General features: G+C 44.4%; 20 protein-coding genes and 1 pseudogene. 16 read left to right on the plus strand and 5 right to left on the minus strand.

Annotated elements, in window-relative coordinates; translation table 11 throughout:
* The first annotated feature begins 267 nt into the window (after positions 1-267).
* From MKX75_RS14180 to MKX75_RS14205, 6 genes and pseudogenes are all read left to right on the plus strand, one after another.
* On the plus strand, positions 268-1,716 hold the full coding sequence (locus MKX75_RS14180) for an amino acid ABC transporter substrate-binding protein/permease (RefSeq protein WP_339170136.1): 1,449 nt from the start codon (positions 268-270) through the stop codon (positions 1,714-1,716).
* Complete coding sequence (locus tag MKX75_RS14185; protein WP_091030560.1) at positions 1,709-2,437, plus strand: amino acid ABC transporter ATP-binding protein; 729 nt, start codon at positions 1,709-1,711, stop codon at positions 2,435-2,437. Before MKX75_RS14180 ends, MKX75_RS14185 begins: the two co-directional genes overlap by 8 nt.
* A gap of 138 nt (positions 2,438-2,575) precedes the next feature.
* Complete coding sequence (locus MKX75_RS14190) at positions 2,576-2,938, plus strand: hypothetical protein (RefSeq protein WP_091030558.1); 363 nt, start codon at positions 2,576-2,578, stop codon at positions 2,936-2,938.
* A gap of 107 nt (positions 2,939-3,045) precedes the next feature.
* Positions 3,046-4,104, plus strand: a complete 1,059-nt coding sequence (locus tag MKX75_RS14195) for an NAD(P)-dependent alcohol dehydrogenase (RefSeq protein WP_339170139.1) — start codon at positions 3,046-3,048, stop codon at positions 4,102-4,104.
* A 117-nt stretch (positions 4,105-4,221) separates the two neighbouring features.
* Positions 4,222-4,812, plus strand: coding sequence for a TetR/AcrR family transcriptional regulator (locus MKX75_RS14200; protein ID WP_339170473.1), 591 nt, complete (start codon positions 4,222-4,224; stop codon positions 4,810-4,812).
* A gap of 71 nt (positions 4,813-4,883) precedes the next feature.
* A pseudogene (locus MKX75_RS14205) lies at positions 4,884-6,057 on the plus strand (MFS transporter).
* Between the two features lie 67 nt (positions 6,058-6,124).
* Here the strand turns inward: MKX75_RS14205 and MKX75_RS14210 are convergent.
* From MKX75_RS14210 to MKX75_RS14220, 3 genes are all read right to left on the minus strand, one after another.
* A complete protein-coding gene (locus MKX75_RS14210; protein WP_339170140.1) occupies positions 6,125-7,405 on the minus strand; it encodes a glycoside hydrolase family 27 protein in 1,281 nt (426 codons plus the stop codon).
* A 108-nt stretch (positions 7,406-7,513) separates the two neighbouring features.
* A complete protein-coding gene (locus MKX75_RS14215; protein WP_339170141.1) occupies positions 7,514-8,395 on the minus strand; it encodes an AraC family transcriptional regulator in 882 nt (293 codons plus the stop codon).
* Between the two features lie 27 nt (positions 8,396-8,422).
* The gene (locus MKX75_RS14220) at positions 8,423-9,034 is read right to left on the minus strand and encodes a TetR/AcrR family transcriptional regulator (protein ID WP_339170144.1); all 612 of its coding nucleotides are present in this window, start codon (positions 9,032-9,034) and stop codon (positions 8,423-8,425) included.
* A gap of 138 nt (positions 9,035-9,172) precedes the next feature.
* On the opposite strand from MKX75_RS14220, the gene MKX75_RS14225 reads away from it, so the two are divergent.
* The 4 genes from MKX75_RS14225 (at position 9,173) to MKX75_RS14240 (ending at position 12,816) form a co-directional block, all read left to right on the plus strand.
* Positions 9,173-9,934 carry an alpha/beta hydrolase gene (locus MKX75_RS14225; protein WP_082762749.1) on the plus strand — a complete coding sequence of 254 codons (762 nt, stop codon included), beginning with the start codon at positions 9,173-9,175 and terminating at the stop codon, positions 9,932-9,934.
* 183 nt (positions 9,935-10,117) lie between these two features.
* A complete protein-coding gene (locus MKX75_RS14230; RefSeq protein ID WP_339170147.1) occupies positions 10,118-10,552 on the plus strand; it encodes a ribonuclease domain-containing protein in 435 nt (144 codons plus the stop codon).
* Between the two features lie 14 nt (positions 10,553-10,566).
* Positions 10,567-10,842, plus strand: a complete 276-nt coding sequence (locus MKX75_RS14235; RefSeq protein WP_062834405.1) for a barstar family protein — start codon at positions 10,567-10,569, stop codon at positions 10,840-10,842.
* Between the two features lie 279 nt (positions 10,843-11,121).
* Complete coding sequence (locus MKX75_RS14240) at positions 11,122-12,816, plus strand: ABC transporter substrate-binding protein (RefSeq protein ID WP_339170150.1); 1,695 nt, start codon at positions 11,122-11,124, stop codon at positions 12,814-12,816.
* Positions 12,817-12,929: 113 nt separating this feature from the next.
* Here MKX75_RS14240 and MKX75_RS14245 read toward each other — a convergent pair whose 3' ends face one another.
* On the minus strand, positions 12,930-13,802 hold the full coding sequence (locus MKX75_RS14245; protein WP_339170152.1) for an AraC family transcriptional regulator: 873 nt from the start codon (positions 13,800-13,802) through the stop codon (positions 12,930-12,932).
* A 161-nt stretch (positions 13,803-13,963) separates the two neighbouring features.
* Between MKX75_RS14245 and MKX75_RS14250 the strand changes: the two genes are divergently transcribed.
* The 5 genes from MKX75_RS14250 to MKX75_RS14270 all read left to right on the plus strand — a co-directional run bounded on the left by MKX75_RS14250 (position 13,964) and on the right by MKX75_RS14270 (position 22,298).
* The gene (locus tag MKX75_RS14250) at positions 13,964-15,493 is read left to right on the plus strand and encodes a glycoside hydrolase family 43 protein (protein ID WP_339170154.1); all 1,530 of its coding nucleotides are present in this window, start codon (positions 13,964-13,966) and stop codon (positions 15,491-15,493) included.
* Between the two features lie 7 nt (positions 15,494-15,500).
* Positions 15,501-17,042, plus strand: coding sequence for a glycoside hydrolase 43 family protein (locus tag MKX75_RS14255; protein WP_339170157.1), 1,542 nt, complete (start codon positions 15,501-15,503; stop codon positions 17,040-17,042).
* A gap of 146 nt (positions 17,043-17,188) precedes the next feature.
* Complete coding sequence (locus MKX75_RS14260) at positions 17,189-18,868, plus strand: extracellular solute-binding protein (RefSeq protein WP_339170159.1); 1,680 nt, start codon at positions 17,189-17,191, stop codon at positions 18,866-18,868.
* A gap of 62 nt (positions 18,869-18,930) precedes the next feature.
* A complete protein-coding gene (locus tag MKX75_RS14265; protein WP_145147719.1) occupies positions 18,931-20,688 on the plus strand; it encodes a histidine kinase in 1,758 nt (585 codons plus the stop codon).
* Positions 20,673-22,298, plus strand: coding sequence for a response regulator (locus MKX75_RS14270; RefSeq protein ID WP_339170162.1), 1,626 nt, complete (start codon positions 20,673-20,675; stop codon positions 22,296-22,298). The genes MKX75_RS14265 and MKX75_RS14270 overlap by 16 nt, the downstream gene beginning before the upstream one ends.
* Positions 22,299-22,400: 102 nt before the next feature.
* On the opposite strand, the gene MKX75_RS14275 is transcribed toward MKX75_RS14270, so the two are convergent.
* The gene (locus tag MKX75_RS14275; RefSeq protein ID WP_175623685.1) at positions 22,401-22,928 is read right to left on the minus strand and encodes a helix-turn-helix domain-containing protein; all 528 of its coding nucleotides are present in this window, start codon (positions 22,926-22,928) and stop codon (positions 22,401-22,403) included.
* 515 nt (positions 22,929-23,443) lie between these two features.
* On the opposite strand from MKX75_RS14275, the gene MKX75_RS14280 reads away from it, so the two are divergent.
* Positions 23,444-24,799 (plus strand): extracellular solute-binding protein, encoded by a 1,356-nt coding sequence (locus MKX75_RS14280; protein WP_339170164.1) that lies wholly within the window; start codon positions 23,444-23,446, stop codon positions 24,797-24,799.
* Positions 24,800-24,824 lie beyond the last annotated feature (25 nt).

Genomic DNA, 24,824 nt, shown 5'->3' on the forward strand with positions numbered 1-24,824 from the left:
TTTAAAGTAAATGTACCTTTTTTCAGATTCACAATGTAATATTGGGTTTCGTAAAGCTTACCTAAAGGGTAAGTACTAAGAGGACTTTTACTGGTTGGAAAAAAATGATGGAGGAAAATGTTGCAAGTGGAAAGGCAAAGCATTGATTGTTAATATACAGTAAATAATAACAATCAAATGGGCAGAAGAACGACAAAAAGCATAACAGTAATACCGATTCCAAAGAAAATAATGATTATTCGGACAACACCGAGACGGGGAGGACACATGAAAACAACGAAGATCTCATTTTTTATACTTTCACTGATGCTGCTCCTGGTGAGCGGTCTATCAGGATGGGTAGGGAACGCTGCAGCAGCGTCCGATTCCGGTAAAACCTATGTTATCGGAACTGATGTCACATTTGCTCCATTCGAATATGAAGATGAGAATGGTGATTTTGTTGGTATCGACATGGATTTGCTGGATGCCATCGCCAAAGATCAAAATTTCAAGTATCAAATCAAATCCCTGGGATTTAACGCAGCTGTACAGGCACTTGAGGCGAATCAAGTCGATGGTGTGATCGCAGGGATGAGTATTACGGATGAGCGAAAAGCAAAATTTGATTTTTCTGATACTTATTTTGAATCAGGTGTCGTTATGGGTGTTAGTGCCAACAATGACGCAATTAAGAGTTATGAAGACCTTCGTGGGCAGAAGGTAGCCGTGAAAACCGGAACAGAAGGGTTTAGTTTTGCAGAGTCCATTGCTTCAGAGTATGGATTTACGATCGTTCCGTTTGATGAGTCATACCAAATGTATGAGGATGTAAAAACCGGTAATTCCATAGCCTGTTTTGAAGATTATCCTGTACTGGCCTATGGGGTTAATCAGAACAACGGTTTGAAAATTGTTACCGACAAAGAAGATGGCGCTCCTTATGGTTTTGCAGTAAGCAAGGGGAAAAACCAGGAGCTTCTGGAGATGTTTAATACAGGTCTCGCCAATATCAAAGCTAACGGTGAGTATAAACGCATTACCGAGACATATCTTGGTGAGAACGCTCCGACTGTTGCTAATCAAGGTCGCTGGGAGCTAATTCAGAAATCTCTTCCTGCACTTTTTAAAGGTCTGGGAAACACACTTTTATACACGATTGTGTCCCTGTTCTTCGCGTTTATCATCGGTCTGATTTTCGGATTTATGAAGGTGGGACAGAACAAATTCCTTCGTGGTGTTGCCACTGTATTTGTAGATATCTTCCGCGGCATTCCGCTGATTGTCCTGGCATTCTTTATTTATTTCGGGATTCCACAGGCGATGGGCTTCACGATGCCATTGTTCCTGGCGGCTATTCTGACACTTAGTCTGAATGCAGGGGCGTACGTAACCGAGATTATCCGAGGCGGGATTCAATCGATTGATCGTGGTCAGATGGAAGCTGCTCGTTCATTGGGCCTTCCTTATCGCAAAGCGATGATAAAGATCGTCATTCCGCAGGCAGTGCGGGTTATGATTCCGTCCTTCATTAACCAGATGGTTATCACGTTGAAGGATACGTCAATCTTGTCCGTTATTGGTCTCGTAGAGTTGACACAATCGGGTAAAATTGTTATTGCAAGAACGTTCTCCTCTTTTGATATTTGGTTAACGGTTGCGGTTATGTACCTGATTGTTATCATCACATTGACCAAAATTGCTGATTATCTGGAGGTGAAGGTTCGTCGTGGCTAAAATAAAAGTTGAAGGTTTGAAGAAAAGTTTCGGCACAAATCAGGTTCTCAAGGGAATTGATGTGGCGGTCAACGAAGGAGAAGTTGTCTGTGTCATCGGGCCTTCCGGTTCGGGAAAAAGTACCTTCTTGCGCTGTATCAATCAATTAGATGCCATTACGGCAGGCCGGGTTATCGTGGATGATCAGGATCTGAATGACCCTAAAACCAACCTGAACAAGGCTCGTGAAAATATTGGCATGGTATTTCAACATTTTAACTTGTTCCCTCATTTTAGTGTACTTAAAAACATCATGTTTGCGCCCAGAGAACTCGGGATATTAAATGCCCAGCAGGCGCGTGATACAGCACTCAAATTACTTGAGCGTGTGGGTCTGTCTGATAAAGCAGAGAGCTTCCCAACACAACTGTCAGGTGGACAAAAACAACGTGTAGCTATCGCTCGTGCGCTTGCTATGAATCCGGACGTTATGTTATTTGATGAACCAACTTCGGCGCTCGACCCTGAGATGGTAGGAGAAGTGCTTGGTGTTATGAAAGACCTCGCGAGCGAAGGCATGACGATGATGATCGTTACCCATGAGATGGGTTTTGCCCGCGAAGTAGCTGATCGTGTGATCTTCATGGACGGTGGTTATATCGTCGAGCAGGGCACTCCGGAAGAGATATTTGGAAATCCGAAGAATGAACGGACGATCAGCTTTTTGGAGAAGGTACTCTAGAACTGAATCGAGAATGAACACATTGAAAGTCGCTATTTTAAGCGGCTTTTTTTGTTATATTTATGAGGTGATATTATAGGTAGCGCTCCTTTCTTAAAAGACCAACCAAATAAGCGAAGAAAGCGAGGTCTGTACTCCATGGAAAATGTGTCACAAGAAGTTCAACTGGAATCCATCAAAGCCTTTCAATCAACCATCCGCAAATCGGAAAATGCTCTAGCAAATATGATCCAGAAAAGTTCAAATACTACCTTATTACAAAAACGCCTCAAAGCTCTGCATATCGGCGCAGCGTTATTGGAAAATGTCTGGAATCAAAAAGCTCATTCATACACCAAGGAAGATATAGCAGAAGCCCGCCTTGTCTTGATTGGATTGTTTCCATCCCTTGAGAGCATGTATCTCAAGTCCAAAGAAGGTAGCCCTCAAAAGACTCTACTGGAGAGAAGGATTAAAGCCTTCCGGCTAGCTGTTCAAGCCATGGATGATCTCGCAATTTAATCATTTCAACATTCTAAATCTTCAACAAATGAAACCGCTGAATATATTCAACGTATCCATTGTTTGACAGGAAGATTGGGTATGCGTAATGGACCATGGATACACATATGTCTATCGAATGGAGACTGATCATGGGCGAAAAAACGAATAATGCTGGATTACCCCAAGAACGGGGAAATAACACCATGAATGCATTGGTATATGATACCTACGGAACACCAGAAGTCCTTCGATTAGAAAAACTAGCCATCCCTATGCCCAAGGATCATGAAGTGTTAATTGAGGTCCATGCCACTTCGGTAAACTCCTGGGACTGGGATCTCCTTCATGGGAAGCCATTCGTTAACCGCATCGGCGCAGTCCGACAGCCTCGTTATCGAATTCTTGGCGCAGATGTCGCAGGGCGTGTAATCGCCGTTGGAGCTTCAGCTACACGGTTCAAACCAGGAGACAAGGTGTTCGGAGATCTTTCCGGTTGCGGCTGGGGTGGATTCGCGGAATATGTATGTGCGGCTGAGAATGCCTTGACACCCAAACCTGCGGGTATCAACTATGTGCAGGCAGCAGCTATTCCTCAGGCAGCCGTTCTGGCTTTGCAAGGTCTACGTGATCGGGGGGAGCTGCAAAAGGGACAGCGTGTTCTGATTAATGGCGCCGGTGGCGGAGTCGGAACATTTGCCATCCAATATGCCAAATTGCTTGGGGCTGAGGTGACTGGCGTTGACAGTGCTGAAAAGCTCGATATGTTACTCGCTGTGGGAGCTGACTATGTGTTGGACTATAGGAAAGCTGATTTCACTGCAAAAGGAGTGCAATACGACCTGATTCTGGATGTTATTGGCAAGCATTCGGTTTTTGCTGTGAAACGTGCATTAGTTAAGGGGGGCAGATATGTGATGATTGGAGGTCAAATGTGGCAAATTCTTCTCAATCTGATGTCAGCTCCTATTGTTGCCAGGCTTAATTATAAGCAAATAATACTTCTCATTCATAAACCGAATCATGAGGATCAAGAGGTATGGAAAGAACTTGTTGAATCAGGCCAAGTCGTGCCGATTGTTTATCGGGAGTACGCATTAAGTGAAGCGGCTCAAGCCATTCGGGATATTGGAGAAGGTCGTGTGAAAGGAAAAGCCGTCGTCTCCATCAAGAAAACGGAAGTATGAACAGAAGGGCATCATGAAGGTAGCTTGTCGATTCGTACCTTGACAACAAAAAACTCTTTAGTTATTATTGCATCAATGACAGTGGTTACTGACATTCAGGAAGGAGGGGATATAGACATGTCCATTAGCAGCAATCTAAGCAGTAAAGAAAACTTAATGTTGACGGCCATCGATTTAATTTCAAAAAAAGGCTATAAAAGTGTGACGACACAGGAAATAGCTACAACAGCCGGACTAAGTGAAAAAACCTTGTTTCGGCACTTTGGAACCAAACAAAACTTGTTAGAGACTGCCTTTGACCAATATCATTATGCAGAAGAGATGACAAGGATCTTCAATGAAAAACTCGTATGGGATCTGTATACAGATTTGTTGTTGATCAGCAAGACATATCATAATATCATGAACCGTAACCGCAAATTGTTTATGATTAGCCTGAAGGAAGTAGAGCATCTACCCGGTTATAGAGAGAGAACGGTAAAGCATCCTCAACAACTTTTGGAGATTCTAACCAATTACTTTAATATCATGTTTGATAAAGGAAAGTTGGTTCAAATCAATCCTGAACTGCAAGCTTTTTCATTCATGTCATTGAATTATGGCGTATTCATAAATAATCTCGAAGAAGATGTGCTTTTTCCAGGGCTCTCATTGGAAGGCATCATTACAGAGAGTGTGTGGACGTTTACTAGGGCATTAACTCCCTAGTTTTTTTAAAGTTTTTAATGACAGTAAGTACTGACAGACAATTTATTTTCAAAAGAATTGAGGAGAGTATGATGAACACCAATAAAGAAGCGTTATTGCTCCGTGTTCTTGTTTTCACACTGATCATATCAGTCATGAATGGAATGATGTTTAATGTTGTATTACCTGTGATTGGCAAAGAGTTCCAACTTACTGCTTCTCAAGCGAGTTGGATCGTTACAGGGTATTTGATTGTATATGCGATAGGTACTGTTACTTACGGGAAACTTACCGATAAATACAGCATAAAGGGTCTAATTTCATTTGGTCTTTGGATATTGGCAGCAGGCTCTCTTCTGGGGATTGTGGCTACAGAGTATTGGATGGTTATTGTTGCACGGATCGTACAAGCTGCTGGTGCAGCGGTCATACCTGCATTGGCCATGATTATTCCCGTTCGATACTTCGCACCGGAGAAACGCGGGCAAGCGTTGGGTACCTCCGCCATTGGTATTGCTCTTGGAAATGCTCTTGCTCCGATCGTAGCCGGATTTGTATCGAGTGCTTTAAGTTGGCAATTTCTTTTTGTAATCCCATTGCTTTCTCTTGCTGCGCTACCTTTTTATCGAAAATACATGGATGATGAAAGAGGCGGCAGTGAAAAAATGGATTATTTGGGCGGAGCGTTATTAGCAGGAACGGTTGCTACACTTTTGCTCGCATTAACCCAATCTAATGCATGGTGCCTATTAATCGGGATGGTCTTATTAATACTGTTCATTATGCGCATTCGTTATGCGGAAGTGCCGTTTGTGAAACCCGCTGTTTTTCAAAACAAAGCATATTCAGCATACGGCATCTTCACTACTTGTTGTTGGTTTCATAAGCCTATCATTAGTTGTAGGTGCTACACCTGTCTTGATTTCCTTTTTTCTTGTTTTTGGTGTTCTGGGTCAGTCTTATATGCAAATTGCGATCTCAAATACCATTGCTCAGACGCTTCCCAAAGAGCAAATTGGAATCGGGATGGGGTTGCTATCCATGTTTAACTTCATTGCAGTGTCTGTGTCTACTGCTGCCCTAGGAAAGGTGCTTGACGGGGGAAAAACCACGCTTCAACTGAACCCTTTGATTCAAGATAAGACAGCTTTTGTGTACAGTAATATTTTTATTGTGCTCGCTTTGTTTGTTATTGCGATGACCATGTTATATATGCTGCAATTTGGGCGTAAGTCCAAAACTGTTCATCATTCGAGTGCATCTTAACGATGAACATGAAATGAAAGAGAGGTCTGTCTAATGAACGACAGATCTCTCTTTTTCTTTTGTGAGTTTAGGAAAACTGATACAGCCGCACACCATGCGCTGGCACAGTCGCAGCTAAGGAGTTCTCACTAAATTCAGCTGCTTCTCCGCTCCACAATTCGGTACCTTTCGTAATGCCCGAGAGGCCGATTTCCTCAATAGACTGATCCACAGGTAGAGCATTCTCACCGATGTTAAACACAGCGACGTAAGAGGAACCATCCGCATGCAGGGCAGTCCACACAATAAGATCGTCTTTGCGTAAGGCTTCTTTGGCTCCGTAGCTCTCGCGATGCATTCGCAGAACCTCACGATTGGTTAACAGGGACAGTGTCCAGTCATCATTATCTCGCAGCTCACCACCGAAGATGAGCGGGGAACGGAAGATGCTCCACAGCGACATCATCGTCAGCTGCTCGTCAGGTGTGAACCGAGTCCAGCGATCCGCACCACCCCCGTCTACAGAACGGATGCCGATATGACCCAAAGGCAACATATCACAGTCTGGCCAGCAGCCTGCTTGGGGAACGCCTTGCCATGTGCGGCAGCGGTCGAACATATCCAATAACAGCGGCCAAAGGTCCCAGAAATCGTCCGTGACCCGCCACATGTTGGCATGTTCGGCTAAGAATTCGGAGTATTCTACCGGAGCAGGGCCGGGAGAGAGACTCAGTACCATTGGCCGACCAGAGCGCTCAATCGCTTTGGATATCATTTCGATCTCAGGCTGATGGGTGTCATAGAGCCTTGAAGCAGCAATATCGTCTACTTTAACCAAGTCAACGCCCCATTGTGCATACAGTTCAAAAAGCGAATCGTAATAGGCCTGTGCGCCTTCTTTTGAGCTATCGACACCATACATATCCGTATTCCAGGGACAGATGGAGTTCGGATGAGCAATATCGCGCGCAGTGGCGGTTGTACCCAGAATCGGAGTAGCCGCATGTGCAGCCTGACGTGGAATACCGCGCATGATGTGAATGCCGAATTGCAGTCCAAGACTATGAACGTAATCGGCTAATGGCTTAAATCCCTGTCCATTTGCAGCGGAAGGAAAGCGATTCTCAGCAGGCATAAGCCGTGAATATTCATCCATAATTAGTGGAACGAACGGACGATATTGCGAAGAATTGGCCAAAGGTTCGTACCATTGAATATCGACCGTAATGTAGCTCCAGCCGAAGTCTTTAAGATGTTCTGCCATGTACTCGGCGTTGCCACGGATTTCGTCTTCCGTAACGGCTGCACCGTAACAATCCCAGCTGTTCCAGCCAAGCGGTGGAGTTGATGCTGCAAGCGTATGATTCATGGTAAGGCTCCTTTATGGATTAATTATTGCTCTCGCTAAATTCATCATAATAAAGGATTTTATTAATATCTACAGTAATGTTGAGTGTAGAATAGCAAAATATTGCGGTTAGTCAAAGAACAATTTACGGTACACAAGGCTTTCTCCGCCACTACGAAATTCACCTGGCGTAACCCCGGTTATGCTGCGAAAGGCTTTGATAAAATAACTTCCACTGGAATAGCCGACTTGTTCGGCGATGACTTCAACACTAAGGGTAGTTCCGCGCAGCAGTTCCATCGCTTTCTCAGTGCGTACACGGGTCAGATAAGCACCTGGCGTCAAGCCTGTACTGGAGGAAAAGCGACGTATAAAGTGATATTTGGAAAGGGAAACCTGCTCGGCAAGGTGATCGATACTGATCATCTTGGAGTAATTGTTTTCTATGTATTCAACCGCTATTTGAATGTTCTCAGACCAATTTTCCCTGTTGTGCAATGTTGTTTTCTGTAGTCGGGTTAATTCTGTCATGAACTGATACACGCTGGATGATGCGATCAGAGGATCAGTAATTCGGCCTGCAGCCGCATCAGTCACGATCATCCGCAACAGTCGGATCGGTGTACAATCAGCGGGAAGATAGGGAACTTCTCCCGCTTCACGAAGAAATTTTCGCCAATGGGGTAGAATAAGAGTGGGCCTGAACAGCAGGAACAGAAACTCCCAAGGTTCTTTTGATGCTGGATGGTAGTAATAGCGATGTGGGCCTGGAATTTCTGCTAAAAAAGCTTGTCCTGCGGTAACATGATGAATACGATTATTCGACTCAAATACACCTTCACCTGAAATTGTATATTGGAACAACAGGAGAGGTCCGTCCGAACGCTCGAGTCCATCCCAATGATAAGAAGGATCGGTTATTGAATCACATCCAGCCGCAAACATTACACACAGCTGGAGCTCCTTGTCTTCGGCGAATCGAAACCCATAGGTTCCTCTGGGGATATTCATATCAGTTCTCCTTGTTGCCCTGAATTTTTACTGCGCTCCGCGAATGAAAAGTTCTACTAGCTTTTGGGCCAATGAAAAATTCGAACCATATTTGTGCAGGTTATCTTCCCGATTACCCATAAGCATTAAAGTCGAGAAGGTCTCTGCTAGGAAAAACGGATCTTCCGTCCGAAGTCTATTTTCATCGATTGCCCGTTGGAAATGAGCGGCTAACACCTCGTGAATCTGATGCTCCGCGTTGCGTATATCCTGAATTTGAGCATAGTCGAGAAAAGGCTCAGCTTTTCTGAGCATAGTTTCAATCTCTGCATGTGGATTGCCCAATCTGGCCTCTGCCAGACGAACAAGCCCCGACTCCAAATTCTCCGCCTGATCAAGCATCTGCGAGGTTAATTGACTCACATTGTGTAGCATCGTTGTAAAGGCAACCTTAAAAAGCTCTGGTTTGCTGGTAAAATGATAATAAATGGTTGGCTTTGACACGCTACATGCTTGGCCAATTTGCTGAAGCGTGACCGTTTCGTAGCCATACTCCATGAATAGCTTTGAAGCCGTTTGAATAATGGTTTGCTGAATAGAGATATCTTCGTCGCCAAGTTTCGGTCTTCCAGGCAAACGTTTGGGTGATTTTTTTGTCATTGGACTTCCCTCCATGAATATTTTATGACAAATAACGATAGTAAGCAAAATCACTTGTAATTATACTTACCGGTAAGTATAATTTATAAAGAGTTAAAAAAGGCAACACATTATCCTCATGACAAGGTGGTTTTAGGGTTGAAGACAGCACAACGTACAAACAAATGGAAAAAGATAATCATGTGGACAATCTTGTCCATCGTTATCATCGTGGCCGGAGTTTTCGTATATCTCAATTCGGTTACGTATAGTCCTTCTGAGCGAGCTGAAACGGCGATGACAAGCGATGCTCAGGTTAATGTCACCAAGATTAAGGACGGTTACCGGTTTGAACCCTTGGGTACAGAGGTAACCGAACCGAATATTATTTTTTATCCGGGCGGTCTAGTTAAACCTGAAAGTTATTCTCCACTTGCCAGAGAAATGGCAGAGCAGGGTCACCGTGTATACATCGCGAACATGCCGATAAACTTGGCGATTTTCGGTCAAAACAAGGCTGACTCCTTTATCGAGGAACATCCTAACGAAGCGTTTGTTATTGGCGGCCATTCATTGGGCGGGTCATTCGCAGCACGGTATGCCGCGGAGCACAAGGAGAATTTGGAAGGCGTCTTTTTCTTGGCTTCTTATGCAGACGAAGGGGGTAGCTTGAAGAATACAGACTTGTCTATCTTACAGATTACAGGCTCGGACGACGGAGTGCTTAACTGGGAAGACTGGGAGAACTCCAAAGCAAATCTTCCGGAAAAAACGACATATGTAAGTATCGAGGGTGGTAATCACGGTCAATTTGGCTCATACGGTATGCAAAAAGGAGATAATCAACCTGTTATTACGGAAGAAAAGCAGTTGGAAGAGGTTGTCGCAGCACTGGAGAACTGGATGGATACTTTAAATTAAACTATTAAATGAATGTATTGAATGGATAAATTACGTGGTACAATCGAAGTCGCTATTTTAGCGGCTTTTTTTGTTTAAAGAATTGCTTTAATTACCACTAATCGTTAACATTAGAAGCACTGTCATCGAAGTAGCAGCAAAACGAAGGACAGCAAGAGTAAGACAGTAAAAGGAGAAAAGATTATGTTTTTCAAAAAATTCGCTTACACACTATTGATCATCATCGCCGCATTATTGTTCTCGGGCTGTACTTCACAGTCACTGCTTGATCTCGGCTCACCTCAAGTTTCGGAGGATATGGGATTTGATGAGGTTGCCGACTATATCTCTGAGCACAATGAACTCCCGCCAAATTACATTACCAAGAAAGAGGCCAGGGATCTGGGATGGGAACCAAGTGAAGGGAACCTGCATGAAGTGGCTCCAGGCAAAAGCATCGGCGGTGACGTATTCAGAAACCGGGAAGGATTACTCCCCAACAAAAAAGGCCGTATCTGGTACGAAGCCGATATAAATTACTCAGGAGGTCGGCGCGGAAGCGATCGAATTCTATACTCGAATGATGGTCTAATCTACCAGACGACAGATCATTATAAGTCATTTGAACAGTTAAAATAAATGGAGGGATTGCTATGAGCATCATTCAGATTAACGGAAACGATTTTCACAGCAAGGAAGAGCTTCATCAAAGTCTTCAAAACCAGCTTGAGTTAGATGAGAGCTATGGAGGCAATTTGGACGCACTATGGGATGTCTTGACTGGCGCTGTAAGCATGCCGCTTACTTTTCAATGGATCGGGTTCGAGAAGAGCAAAGAGATTCTTGGAGATTACGCTGACCAAGTCATGGAATTGTTGCGGGAAGTTGAAGCAGAGATCCAAGGATTCACGTTGGAACTATATTATTGAAAAGTATTATTGGGATTATGAGGCGATGGGCAACCATCGCTTTTTTGGTTTTCCACTACAGTTTGACTGAGACTCATGTCTAGATCATGCTATTTTCATGGCTTAATAATCAAGGTTGGAGTTAATAGACTTCCTTATACTTTAAGCATGGAATAGGATAGGCAGGATTTTAATCGTTTGTTAACGCTTGGATATGTAAGCGTATACTATTCCGAAGTGAACCATCGTATTGTCTGCATTAGTTAACACGAATAACAACATCTAGGGGGCAGAGAAATAATGAGAGCCGTATCAAAAGTGCTAGGAGCTTGTCTCGTAACAAGTGTTGTGCTAGTTTCCGCTGGTTGCGGAAATGCTGCAGAGAATTCCGAATCAAATACCAGTGATCCCAACAGTCCGATTACATTTAGCTTTTTCGGCGCAGATGCAAGTCCCAACTGGAACAAAATGCAAGATGCTGTAGGGAAGAAAATTACGGAAGAAACCGGTGTAAGCATTGATGCAGAATTCGATATCTCGAGCGGAGGCGGCAACGACCGTATCTCCCTGATGGCTGCCAGTGGTGATTATCCCGACCTGATCTTCCCCAAAGGCAACTTAACCAGACTCGTTGATGCTGGTGCAATGGTTGATTTGACGGAGCTGATCGAAGAACATGCCCCCAATTTGAAAAAAATCTACGGTGAGCACTTCAATCGGTTGAAATACAGCAATGATGATCCTTCAATCTATTGGATTCCAACCAACGGTGCAATCGATCAAGTTAGCTTCGATGCCACGAACGGTGCGGCTATTCAACATCGTGTAGTCAAGGAACTCGGGTATCCTGAGATCAAAACCTTAAACGATTTCGAAAATGTGCTACGTGACTTTTACGAGAAGAATCCGACAACAGAAGATGGCCAACCTACAATTCCACTGACGCTTAGTGCAGATGGATGGCGGCGAATGATCACGGTTACCGATCCAGCTGCCATGTCTACGGGTGGCCCTGGAGATGGGGAGTATTTCATCGATCCTGACACTTACGAGGCTGTTCTCCATTACAAGCGGCCAGAGGAAAAGGAATATTTCCGGTGGTTGAACAAGATGTACAATGAAGGGTTGCTGGACAAAGACAGTTTTGTTCAAAAAGATGACCAGTACAAATCGAAAATCGCCAGCGGACGCGTGCTTTCTTTGCTTGATCCAAACTGGGGATTCAGTGATGCGGAAAATGCGCTGAAAAGTGCAGGGAAAGACGACATGACCTACGGATTCTATCCGGTAACACTGGATGACAGTTTTCAGCGCAAAGACTTCCAAAATATTGGTTTTGACGGTTATGGCATTGGCATAACGGTCGATTGTGAAGATCCTGTCCGGGCCATCAAATTTTTGGATTGGATGTCTTCCGAAGAAGGGCAAGTATTGAGAAACTGGGGCGTTGAAGGCGAGCAATATAACGTGGAAGACGGTGTTCGCACCATCCCGGCAGATGTACAGGAACGTAAAAACAAAGACAATAACACATTTACCAAAGAAACCGGCGTAGGTTTGTACTACATTTTTGGTGCTCATTACGGAGATGGTGTTAAAGATTCAACGGATAACTACTATACAACCAATTATCCCGAACAGATTCAGCAAAGTTATTCTGATGAGGAAAAAGAAGCTCTGAAAGGCTATGGCATCACGACCTGGAAGGACTTGTTCCCTTCCGAAGAGGAATTCCCGGTAAAAGAGTGGGGCGCGGCTTACAATATGCCGATTCCATCTGATAGCGGAGATTATAATGTGGTGTATCAGAAAACACAGGATATTATTCAGAAACGGATCGCCGAAGCGATTACATCCTCTCCGAGTGCTTTTGAAGGCATATATGACAATATGATTGCTGAACTTGATAATGCAGGTGCAGTAGGCATGGAACAGCAGTATACAGAGTGGATTAAAGATCGCGTTAGACTGTGGACTGGAAAAGAGATCAATTAACTAACAGATATGATCATAATAAACGGATCAGATTCAACTCCCGATCCTGTAAAGAAAACATCGAGCCATGCAGGATGGCTCGATGTTTTTTTTGCTTTCATTGAATAAGCCGGTCATGATCTTGGTAATGCCTCCATCGCATCACGCCGTCGTTTGATATATCTACCCGGGGAGATGCCGACCATTTTGGTAAAACTGCGAATAAAATTGGCATAGTCACTGAATCCCGACTGAAAGCACGCATCCGTAATACTCATTCCTTCAGACAGGTGGAATTTGGCCCGTTCAATACGGCGACCCAACATGTAGGACCGGATCGTCAATCCGGTATGTTTCTTAAATTGGCGGCTAATGTAGGTGCTGTTCATATAGAACTCTTCGGCAAGTTTGCGAAGTGTAATGTCTTGATGTAGATGTATTTCAATATAATCCATGGTTTCACGAACCAGTTCAGGCATAATGTCATGGGGAACAAAGGAATTGTTATGAAACCAGACGTTAATCATGAGTAATAATTGGGCTACGGCTGCATTTATTTTGATGTCGGTGCCATAAGTATCAGAAGCAAGCAATTCTTCCAGTTCGTTCGTCCATTGCAGCATCTGTTTCAAGTTATAATCGTCTAAATGTACGATGTTGCCTGTCCCTTTGGGGCGATGATCAAAACATGATGATAAATTGGTTGATGGTGTAGACAACTGATATAAATATGTTTTTTTGAGATTGATGGTTATTCGTTCATACTCAGATTCATCCAGAATAAAGGCTCGGTGCATCTCCTCAGGTGACATCACAAGTAGATCCCCCGGCTGCACATGATAGCATCGATTATCTACATAGAAATGAACGTTGCCACGAAGAAACAGATAGATCTCATATGCATTATGGCGATGGTAAATGGTATCCAGCTTATACGTAGTTACGCGGTGTAGATACAGGAATTCAGGCTGGATAGGGTCATAGAAACACTCAGAGGATCCACTCATGAAGCACCTCCCGTCATTTCACGCAATAAATAGAGCGCTTTACGCAATGAAATTGTATTCAGCTTACCTTAAAATGTAATCATCCTATCATGATACCTTTTGTATTGCAAACGCTTTCGGAGTAATGTGAAGATTAATACGTTTACAGGGGGATTCTTTCGATGAATCATAATTCTACATCACATGCTAATGTGCAAAAGCAAGACCCGTCAGCCAATCTGAAGAGTGTTAGAGGAGAGATTGGAAAGCTTCATCCCAACGGTAACCCTCTGATGGCCCACAAATTCGGAGCCGATCCCTATGCTTTGGTATTTAACAATCGAGTCTACTTATATATGACTAGCGATAAGCTGGAATATGATCAGGATGGTCTTCCTCAGAAAAACAGTTATAGTTCAATCAATCGGATTACGGTGATTTCTTCAGATGATTTGGTCAATTGGACGGATCATGGCGAGATTAGAGTTGCTGGACCTCAAGGTGCTGCGACATGGGCTTCGCAATCCTGGGCCCCGGCCGCTGCTCATCGAATTATTGAAGGTAAAGACCGCTTCTTTTTATATTTCGCAAATAATGCCAGTGGAATCGGTGTATTGTCCGCACCAACACCTGTAGGTCCATGGGTAGATCCTATAGGAAAAGCACTCATTACAAGAGAGACTTCGGGAGTAGAAGAAGTGACCTGGTTATTCGATCCTGCTGTGTTCGTAGATGACGATCACCAAGCCTACATATACTTCGGTGGTGGTATTCCAGAGGGGAAGGCCGAGAGACCGGACACGGCAAGAGTGATGCGATTGGGAGATGATATGATCAGCGTTGTTGGCAAAGCAAAGGTCATCCCGGCGCCATATATGTTTGAGGATTCAGGAATACATAAATATAATAATATGTACTACTATACGTATTGCTCCAATTTTGACGAGGGTGATCGGCTAGAGGGAGATCCACCACCCGGTGAAATCGCATATATGACTAGCGTTCAGCCAATGGGACCATGGACATATCAGGGAACGTTGCTTCAGAATCCGGGTCACTTTTTTGATGTTGGCGGCAACAACCATCATGCTATATTCCAACTGGCGGATCAGTGGTACATTGCCTACCATGCCCAGACGTTGTGCCAAGCCATGAATATACCGGAAGGTTACCGCTCAACGCATCTCAATCGAGTGGAACATGACGAAACCTCTGGTCGGATCAAGAAGGTGCAAGCAGATTATCAGGGCGTAGATCAGATCAAGTGGTTCGATCCCTATCAACAGGTGACTGGTTCGACGATTGGGTGGAGTAGCGGCGTATCAACAGAGCAATGTCTTAACTCGAATGAGACGTCTGCTGAGATGGCAGCATCAGATTCGAATGTGATTTCTGCTAAGTTGCAAAGTGACAGTTGGATCGCTATATCGAACGTCGACTTTGGTAGTGAGGGACCTACAATCTTCAAAGCCCTTATTTTGAATCAAGCAACCGAAGGTGTGTTAGAGCTTCGGCTTGATCGTTCAGACGGACCGTTAATTGGAGAGCTGATTATCCCTTCCGCGACCGGATCACTTCACTGGGTGGAGCTAACAACTGAAGTTACGGGTGCGCAAGGTGAGCATGACTTGTATATTATGTTTAATGGTTCAACAGACAGCTCGACCATCCTATTACGAGAATGGAAGTTTAATAGACAAAATGAGGTGTAATTGAAGCATGTATCCGAATCCAATTATTTGGGCCGATTACCCGGATCTTGACGTCATTCGTGTAGAGGACACATATTATATGGTCAGTACAACTATGCACATGATGCCGGGATGTGTCATTCTGCGTTCATATGATCTCATTCATTGGGAAGTAGCCACCTATGTATATGATAGGCTTGACGACACACCAGCCCAGCGGCTGGAGAATGGTCAGCACATTTATAGCAAAGGCATGTGGGCTGCATCCCTTCGTTATCATCAAGGGATGTTCTATGTGATCTTTGTCGCGAATGATACCCGAAAAACATACTTATACACATCCACCTCCATCTTGGGAGTATGGAAAAAGCAGATCGTAGAAGGTTTCTACCATGATTGCTCCTTATTTTTCGACGATGATGAACGGATATATCTCGTTTACGGTAATACCGAGATCTATCTGACCGAATTAAGCGCTGATCTGTCTGGGCCCAAACCTGGTGGATTGCATCGTTTGATCGTAAAAGACGAGCAGCCTTACCACCTTGGTTATGAAGGAGCACATTTCTACAAGATCAATGGTAAGTATATGGTGTTTCTGATTCATATCACGAAAGCTTCCGGGCGAAGAACACAGGCATTTTACATGGCTGACTCACTTGAAGGTGTCTTCACGGGTGGGGAAGTATTCAATGATGATATGGGTTATTTCAATTCAGGTATTGCTCAAGGCGGCATCGTGGATACGTCGGATGGGGACTGGTATGCAATGCTTTTTCAGGATCATGGGGCTGTTGGCCGCATTCCTGTTTTGGTTCCGCTACATTTTGATCAAAATACTCCGGTATTTGCAAGCAAAGCTCCGAAACAGATTGATATCCCAAGCACCAGACCTGAGCACCGTTATAACCCGTTGGTAGGCAGCGACCGTTTCAATTATGAAGCTGAAGAAGATGGAAGTGTACGCCTACGCGATTTTTGGCAATGGAATCATACACCTCATGATGAACTCTGGTCCGTTTCAGAGAAACCGGGAGTTTATCGTGTTCGTACTGGACAGATCAGCCCAAATCTGACGTTTGCCGTAAACACACTAACCCAGCGTTCCATGGGGCCCGCTTGCGAAGCAACGGTCACGCTGGATGGCAGTCATCTGAAGGATGGAGATTTTGCGGGACTGTGTTTCCTGATCGGTTCATACGGTATGATCGCTCTTACGAGACAGGAAGGTAAGTTTTACTTGGTCATGCATGCTAGAGATAGTGTAGATTCAACGATATTTGGTAATCTGATCGATCAGGAGCCTGCTGCTGAACATTCACGTGTTCCGGTATCAGCCCCCGTAGTTAAACTGAAAGCATACGGAAATTTTGAGAACAATCTGGATGAGTGCTCTTTTGCCTACTTCGATGGAACTGAATGGGTAGAGATAGGGATTGCCCATAAAATGATATATAAACTGGATCATTTTATGGGTTGCCGGATAGGGTTGTTCCTATATTCAACTGAAATGGTTGGAGGAACAGCTGATTTTTCGAGTTTCGAATATCGCGTGATTCATCCTGATTGAGCACAATGATGAGAACAGTGAGAATTTGTAAAAGCCGCCGAACAGCGGCTTTTCGTATTCAATGGGTATAAGTTGTTGTACAATGATATGGATTCAAATCGACAGAGAGAAGAGAGATGTTCAAACCGAACTGGGGGCATGTCATCATGTATAAGAGATGTCTGGACATAACAAGATGGACCTTCATTCTGTTTCTTGCTGTGTCCATACCAGCAGGTCATACCGAAGGGAACTCCAAACAATATCATCCGCAGCCAGATGGGCAGCAGATTCAACTTCCCTCTACGATTGAGAGGTATTCTCCTCCCATAGAGGTCTCTTTTGTCAGGGAAACTGGAGATGACCTTGAGCGAATGATTAACCAGTTGCCTGGTGAGACGATGCTGGATAATCGTTGGACTCGTTTGTACGAGAAAGAACTAGGTATTCAAATTCATTATGACTGGATTGCGAACGGGGATGTGTACAGTCAGAAGCTGGGTGTATCCCTCGCTGCAGGACGTTTCCCGGATATGGTCAAAGTGAATCCATATCAACTTAGACAACTAAGCAATGCTGGAATGATCGAAGATTTAACCGATGTGTACCAAGAGTACGCTTCCCCACTAACAAAGCGTATTTTGGAGGCGGAGGGAAGAGGAGCATTCGACGCGGCAACCATTGACGGCAAACTTATGGCGATTCCCGAATCATCTTCCTCCATTGAGACTGCGCAGTACCTGTGGATTAGAACCGATTGGTTGGAGCATCTGGGGCTACGGCCGCCTGAAACGCTGGAAGATGTGCTTCAAATATCGAAAGCGTTTACACAGAGAGATCCCGACGGGAACGGAGAGCAGAATACGTACGGACTGGCTCTAACGAATCATTTATGGGATCCCGTTATGGGAGCTGCTGGATTCATGTCCGGATATGGTGCCTTCCCTAATATATGGGTCAAAGATGCAGAAGGAAACCTCACTTATGGAGGCATACAGCCTGAAGTTCGCGAGGCGCTGCAAGTATTGCAAACGATGTATCTCGAAGGCCAATTTGATCCAGATTTTGGTTACAAAAGTGGCAGCAAGGCGTTTCGTATGGTTCAGGATGGGAGAATAGGGATGCTCTACGGCGAACAGTGGACATCCTTTATGCTTCAGACTACACGGGCTACAGATACAGATGTAGAATGGCAGGCATATCCAATTGCTGCGAAGTCAGGCAGAGACCTGAAGGTACCTCTCCGTTCTAACACAGGGCAATACTTTGCTGTAAAAAAAGGGTTCTCTAACCCGGAAGTTGTCGTTAAGCTCATGAATCTGCATCTCGAAACGAACTGGGGGGATGAGGCAGAGTACGAAACCTATTACAATGATGATTCCCGAGCCGTGTGGATGCTCTCACCGGTTACGCCTTTTCCCGGTAATAAAAATATAGATGCCTACAAACAAATCCGTGATGCCAGAAGCACAGGAGACTTCTCTGTTCTCCAGAATGAAGCTCTCGCCATTCACAAACGAATTGCAGCCTATGAATCGGAAGGTGTGGATAGCGGCTGGGGTTGGAAACAAACCTATGGACCTTCGGGTGCCTTTAGCATTGCAGATTCATATGAGAAAAACGGCCAACTTCTCTATGATGAGTTCACGGGCGGTATTACGGACACGATGGTTGATCGACAGATTATTCTTCGGGATCTTCAGCTTGAAGCTTATATGAACATTATTCTCGGTAAGCCAATAGATGAGTTTGATCGATTTGTAGAGAACTGGCGCAAGCTGGGTGGAGATCAGATTACATCGGAAGTTAACGCGTGGTATACAACCAACAAGCCAAAAGAGCACTAACGTTCTCATTCACTTTACTCATATAAGGAACTAATTTAGCTTTTGGCATTGGAGGTGATGTATTGATCAAGATCCCTGCTAAATCATGGTTTAACAGTATATTTGCACGCTTAATCATCACCTATCTCGTATTTGTGCTTCCCCTTATTCTTCTTGGCGTGTATCTATATCACTGGAGTTATGATAATGCAAGCCAGGAAATATCCTTGTCAACGGAGAGACGATTGAACCAATATGTCGTGGAATTGAACAGGGAGCTGGAATGGATGGAGTTACAGCAGTTTGATATCGTCGAGGATCGTAAACTGAATCGTCTGGCTATTCTCTGGGAGATGATGGATCAGGTTGAGCGTCGTGATACGTTGAATTATTTATCGGAACGCCTCGCTACGTTCAAAAACAGCACGGCTTACATCAAGAACGTTCATGTACATATCCCTACAGTCGACAAAAGTATATCCGCTACACAAGGCATCGACGATTTCGATAAAAGTTCGTATCTGTACTTCAGTTCAGGCACAGAAGGAAAAGGTACACGATTCACTGTGAAAGAGGACACCCTGAACTTGAGTGCAGTCCGGTTGACAGGCAAGAGAGAAGAAGCGCCGCTTTTTGTCATTCAAGTGGAACTGGATACCGAGCATTTTCAAAATGAACTCACGCGGCTTAATTTGTACCCGGAGAGTTCAACTTTTCTGATGGAGGACAAAACGGGACATGCCATCACAGATAAGCAAGAAAGTAGTGTTATTCTGGCGAATTACCGTGAGCACAGTGTAAAAGGTACACTTGATGGTTTTCGGATGAAAGTGGGGGACACCATGTATCATGTGAGTCAGTTGCATATGGACTCGCTGGGAATATCCGTAGCTACATATTTGCCTGAAGAAATTGTAACCAGACCACTTAGCAAGTTCTATCATTGGGCTTGGTTATTTGCCATTACATCATTTGTTGCGATCACGGCTTATCTCTATTCAAGCTACAAGCTGATCCACATTCCATTGTTATTGTTGGTGAAAAGGTTCAAAAAAATGGAGGGAGGCGTACTTGATGTTCCCATCGCGCACAATCGAAAGGACGAGTTTGGCTTCCTCTACACCCGGTTCAATCAGATGATTGAAAATCTTCAATCTCTGATCGATCGAGATTTCAAAAAAACAATGATGATGCAACGGGCCGAGTTGAAACAGCTACAATCCCAGATTAATCCTCATTTTCTGTACAATAGCTTCTTTATTCTAAATTCGCTTGCAAGAACAGGCGAAACAGAACGTATTGAGCAATTCACTAACATGCTTGGTGAGTATTTCAGGTTCATTACCCGGAATGAAACAGATCATGTCCAGTTGAAAGAGGAAGTGGAGCATTCACGAATCTATACGGATATCCAACAGTTGCGATTTTCCAGACGAATCAAGGTCGATTTCGGGACACTACCTGCTAATATGGAACATATTCACGTTCCGAGGCTCATCATTCAACCCATTATTGAGAACGCCTATGAACACAGCCTGGAAAAGAATACGGATTCCGGTCTTCTACTCATCCGATTCAATCTTGAAGGTTCGCATGCCGAGATCACGGTGGAGGACAACGGGAATGAGTTAGAGGAAGGACACATCCATGTTCTCCAACAACGTATGCATAAAGACGGAGGTACAGAAGAAATGACTGGCTTAATGAATATACACCGACGTCTGGTCCTGACGTATGGAGAAGGAAGTGGCCTTTTCCTATCCAGAAGTGAACTGCAGGGATTAAAAGTCACAATTCGAATCCAGTGGAAAGAGGGAGAAAACGAATGTATCGACTTTTAATTGTAGATGACGAGGAAATTATTACGGACAGTCTTTATGAAACGTTTGCCAGACATATGCCTGACCGGCTTGACGTATGCAAGGCCTATTCCGCGGCGGAAGCTTTGTCCTGGATGCGTAGATCAAGAATCGATATCGTGTTAACGGACATCCGCATGCCGGGGATGAGTGGCCTGGAACTGACCGAGCAGATTCAAGCTAGTTGGCCGAACTGTCGCGTCATTTTCCTGACAGGACATAGCGATTTTGATTATGCTTATCGAGCTTTTCAGATGTCCAATGTGCGTTATTTGCTCAAAACGGAAGGCTATGACAAGGTACTGTCTGTTGTCGAAAATGTGATGGAAGAGATCCGGCAGAGTCACAGTATGCTTGAATTATTGGAACGATCCCGTGAAGTAAACTCCCAGCTTGCAGTGATTCAGCAAGAGGAATATTTGCGGAAGCTACTTCAGGATTGTACTACAATCATATCTAATCCGCTTGTAATGCAAGATGAATTCACGAAACGAAATATTCCCTTGCAGGTGAACTCGCCAGTGTATCTCATACTGGGCCGGTTTAACACCCCACCAGAAACAGGATCGGAGCTCACACAACTCCAGGAATCTGTGCGCATTATCGGCTCTTCGCTAATGCATGAGCGTACAGTGTACGTCAGTGTAACGGATCATCATGGGGATACGATCTGGCTGCTTCAGCCGAAGCAGGAGCAAGAGATGGCGAATGATAAACTTGTGCGATTTCTGGAGGGGACATTGGAACTGGTACAGGAAGCTTGCATGGTATCCCTTGGCGTATCCATTGCTTTTTCATTAAGTGGGCGAAGCTGCGACTGGTTCGAGTTAACTAAACAATATGAACGGCTGAGATTGCTCCAGTGGATGAAAATTGGAGACGGTGTATCCATGGTACTCACCGATCTTCGCAATGATTTTTCGGCTGGTGTACCCAAAGAAGCGATGCGGCTCTCAAGCCGAATCGAGATTATGTCGGGCTATTTGGAAACGGGGCGAATCCAACCATTTTACGATAGTTTTGAGGAGCTTGCTGGAGAACTGTTGCAACAGGAGATTACGATGGAACGCGCTATGGAGACATATTACCATCTGGCATTGTTGTTGCATTCGACAATCAATCGATGGGGGCTCCAAGATAAAATACCAGATCAGCGAAGTTTGCTTCATTTGGGAGAGTATACCTGTATGAAAGATGCTGTACAATATCTCTATCTTGTTGCCGACGAACTAGTTCGATTCAAGAGATCCAATGAACAAGAACGCGCCAACATCGTGATTCATTCCTTGTGCAGTTACGTGAAGGAGAACCTTGAGAAAGATCTTTCTCTGGTGAGACTGGCTGAACTTCATCATTTTAACCCATCCTATCTGTCACGATTCTTTAAGCAGGAAATGGGAATCAACGTGTCGGAGTTTATTGATGACTGCCGAATACGGAGAGCCAAAGAATTGCTTCAGAATACGAATCTCATGGTGCGTGAGGTTGCACTTCAAGTGGGGTACGAGGCTGCGCATTCATTTACTCGACTTTTCAAGAAACTCACGGGAATGACCCCGCAGGAATACCGAGAATCTCTTCTGGTACGCTAGATATGAATCATTCCGAAAGGGCATAAACCACAGTCAATTCAGACAATGCAAAAACCGCAGGGAGAACAAATCCTGCGGTTTTTTTGAGTCGGAAAACCGATCTTAAGCGGAGTGGATTTTTTGACGTCTATAGGCATTTGGACTTGAGCCAGCATACGTTTTGAACTTTTTATAAAACCAATCGATGTCTTTATAGCCTACTTCTACAGCAATCTCATATATTCGCAGATTGGTGGATGACAGAAGCTGCTGGGCTTTTTCCATACGTTGCTCGAGCATGTAATCATTGAAAGACATCTTTTCTTCCAGCTTGAACTTCTGTCCAAGGTACGCGCAGTTAAAATGAAGCATGTCAGAGATCTTCTTCAGCGTGATTTCATCACCCAGATGCTCCCGAACATAGTCTTTGACAATACGAATGACATGGCTTGAATGCATGGGCTTGCCATTCAGTTGAACGGGCGTTTTGAAGAACGAAGACGTTTTGTGTGCCGGGTCGGTTTCAAGGTGGGATCGAAGTCCATGCAGACTGTTAAGTAAAGAAGAGGGACTAACAGGATACGGGAGATAATCATTTACCTGATACGTCAGGGCTTTGCGTACGAACCTGAAGTGATCTCTCCCACCCATAAGGAGGATAGGTATCTGACTTTTTTTTCGAATGTCGTTGCATAACCAGAGCCCTGCGGTATCAAACCTCTCTGTATGTACCATAACAAGGGAAAAGTCTCGTTCTGACAATGCGGTCAAAGCCTCGGGCGATGAGAACACACAATTTGCGATAGTATATTGAGCTTTGCTCCGTAGCAACATCTGTTGCAACTCTCCGCACAAACGACGGCTGAAATCCACAAGTAAAATATCATACATGAAGAAATACCTCACCTTCTGCTGAATTGTAATGCGCGAGATTAACTGAAATTTTGACTTAATTTCATTATGGTAATAAAAGAAAGCGCATACAATGTGCATATTTTTGTAGACAGTGCATTTCTTTACCAATTAAAACCTATAATGCACTTTGCTTGCACAAAATTACGAGAATCAATATTCACTCCGGGTAAACATCTGTATTCCGGCAGGTTGTTTGCGCTTTCATTTGAACGATACACTGTGAGAGCAAAAGACAATCAGGGGGGAAGACGATGAGAAAAAACAAGTTCATGCTACTGAGCCTGGTATTTGCGGTCTTGTTGGTGATTGCTGCATGCAGTTCTGCACCTACCGCTCAACCTGAGCCGGAAAAGACAACACCACAGGAGGAACAAAAACCCACGGAAACTGAACCAAAGAATGAAAACTCTACGCCAGAAATGGATTTTGACATGGGCGGCAGAACGATCAAAGTGGTTGCTTGGTGGGACATGGAAATACAGGGGAACAACCCGGACAACATTCAACGCCTTGAGAATCTCGAAGCGCTGAAGAAAAAACACAACTTTAATATTGAATACGTTTCCATCGATTTTGGTGAATATCAGGAAAAGGTGGTTGCTTCCCTGATGGCCGGTGAACCGCTTGGCGATCTGGTGAGATTGGGCAAAAACTATGCGATTCCGGCATTGACCAAACAGGATCTGTTATGGCCGGTGGATGATTATATTAAAAACGACAAGGTATTCAACCAGAAAACAACCAAAGAATACATGCAGTATGAAGGAAAAGGTTACGGCTTTACCGAGGACCAGTCCTCGTTTATCAACGGAATTTTCTATAATCGCACGCTCATGCAAGAGCTCGGCTTGAAGCCACTTCAGGAGTATGTGGATGCCGATGAATGGAGCTGGGATACATTCATGAGTGTTGCAAAGCAAGCGAACAAGGATCGAAACAATGATGGCAAGCTGGACACTTGGGGACTCGCTCAAACGGGTTTGCTGGAACCTATTCTGTATTCCAATGAGGCTTCTCTGACCAAAGAAGATAAGCAGAACCTGGAAGATCCAAAAACGAAAGAAGCGTTGAACTTCCTGTCCAAACTGGCTACCGAGAAGGTCGGAAGAGCTTCTGAGGGCGGTGACTGGACAGAGCCATCCACGTTCTTCCGTCAAGGTAACACCTTGATGTATTCAGGTGCCATGTACGAAGTCGAAGGTATTATGACGGATATGAAGGACTATGACATCGGTTTTGTACCGTTTCCAAAAGGTCCAAGTGCAACAGCGTATCACTCCGGTGAGTCACGTTACCAGGCTATAACGATTCCTAAAGCGGTAGAGAATCCGGAACAACTGATGTACATCTGGGAGAAAATTAACGAGATCGATTCGATCTATGAGTATCCGGGGCAATCCACACTGGAGACACATCTGACCGATGAAGCAGATATCAACAACGCCAGAGAGGTCGCGGAAGGTATGCTGGTTCTAGACCATAACACATTCCCGTCCTTGCCTTTCTGGGACTTTGATGCAGAGCTCAAAGAAGGGGTATCCGTATCTACGTTGATCGAGAAATACAAGGCTCCTTTCCAGGCTGCGATTGATGAGGTATACAAATAAGCATCACGTTACACGGGCAGAACGC

Source organism: Paenibacillus sp. FSL R5-0341, assembly GCF_037975235.1.
GTDB lineage: Bacteria > Bacillota > Bacilli > Paenibacillales > Paenibacillaceae > Paenibacillus > Paenibacillus amylolyticus_A.

Coding starts and splice junctions, on each gene's coding strand:
- MKX75_RS14180 (WP_339170136.1), top strand. CDS start 268: ATGAAAACAACGAAGATCTCATTTTTTATACTTTCACTGATGCTGCTC.
- MKX75_RS14190 (WP_091030558.1), top strand. CDS start 2,576: ATGGAAAATGTGTCACAAGAAGTTCAACTGGAATCCATCAAAGCCTTT.
- MKX75_RS14195 (WP_339170139.1), top strand. CDS start 3,046: ATGTCTATCGAATGGAGACTGATCATGGGCGAAAAAACGAATAATGCT.
- MKX75_RS14200 (WP_339170473.1), top strand. CDS start 4,222: ATGTCCATTAGCAGCAATCTAAGCAGTAAAGAAAACTTAATGTTGACG.
- MKX75_RS14210 (WP_339170140.1), bottom strand. CDS start 7,405: ATGAATCATACGCTTGCAGCATCAACTCCACCGCTTGGCTGGAACAGC.
- MKX75_RS14215 (WP_339170141.1), bottom strand. CDS start 8,395: ATGAATATCCCCAGAGGAACCTATGGGTTTCGATTCGCCGAAGACAAG.
- MKX75_RS14220 (WP_339170144.1), bottom strand. CDS start 9,034: ATGACAAAAAAATCACCCAAACGTTTGCCTGGAAGACCGAAACTTGGC.
- MKX75_RS14230 (WP_339170147.1), top strand. CDS start 10,118: ATGTTTTTCAAAAAATTCGCTTACACACTATTGATCATCATCGCCGCA.
- MKX75_RS14235 (WP_062834405.1), top strand. CDS start 10,567: ATGAGCATCATTCAGATTAACGGAAACGATTTTCACAGCAAGGAAGAG.
- MKX75_RS14240 (WP_339170150.1), top strand. CDS start 11,122: ATGAGAGCCGTATCAAAAGTGCTAGGAGCTTGTCTCGTAACAAGTGTT.
- MKX75_RS14245 (WP_339170152.1), bottom strand. CDS start 13,802: ATGAGTGGATCCTCTGAGTGTTTCTATGACCCTATCCAGCCTGAATTC.
- MKX75_RS14250 (WP_339170154.1), top strand. CDS start 13,964: ATGAATCATAATTCTACATCACATGCTAATGTGCAAAAGCAAGACCCG.
- MKX75_RS14255 (WP_339170157.1), top strand. CDS start 15,501: ATGTATCCGAATCCAATTATTTGGGCCGATTACCCGGATCTTGACGTC.
- MKX75_RS14260 (WP_339170159.1), top strand. CDS start 17,189: ATGTATAAGAGATGTCTGGACATAACAAGATGGACCTTCATTCTGTTT.
- MKX75_RS14270 (WP_339170162.1), top strand. CDS start 20,673: ATGTATCGACTTTTAATTGTAGATGACGAGGAAATTATTACGGACAGT.
- MKX75_RS14275 (WP_175623685.1), bottom strand. CDS start 22,928: ATGGGTGGGAGAGATCACTTCAGGTTCGTACGCAAAGCCCTGACGTAT.
- MKX75_RS14280 (WP_339170164.1), top strand. CDS start 23,444: ATGAGAAAAAACAAGTTCATGCTACTGAGCCTGGTATTTGCGGTCTTG.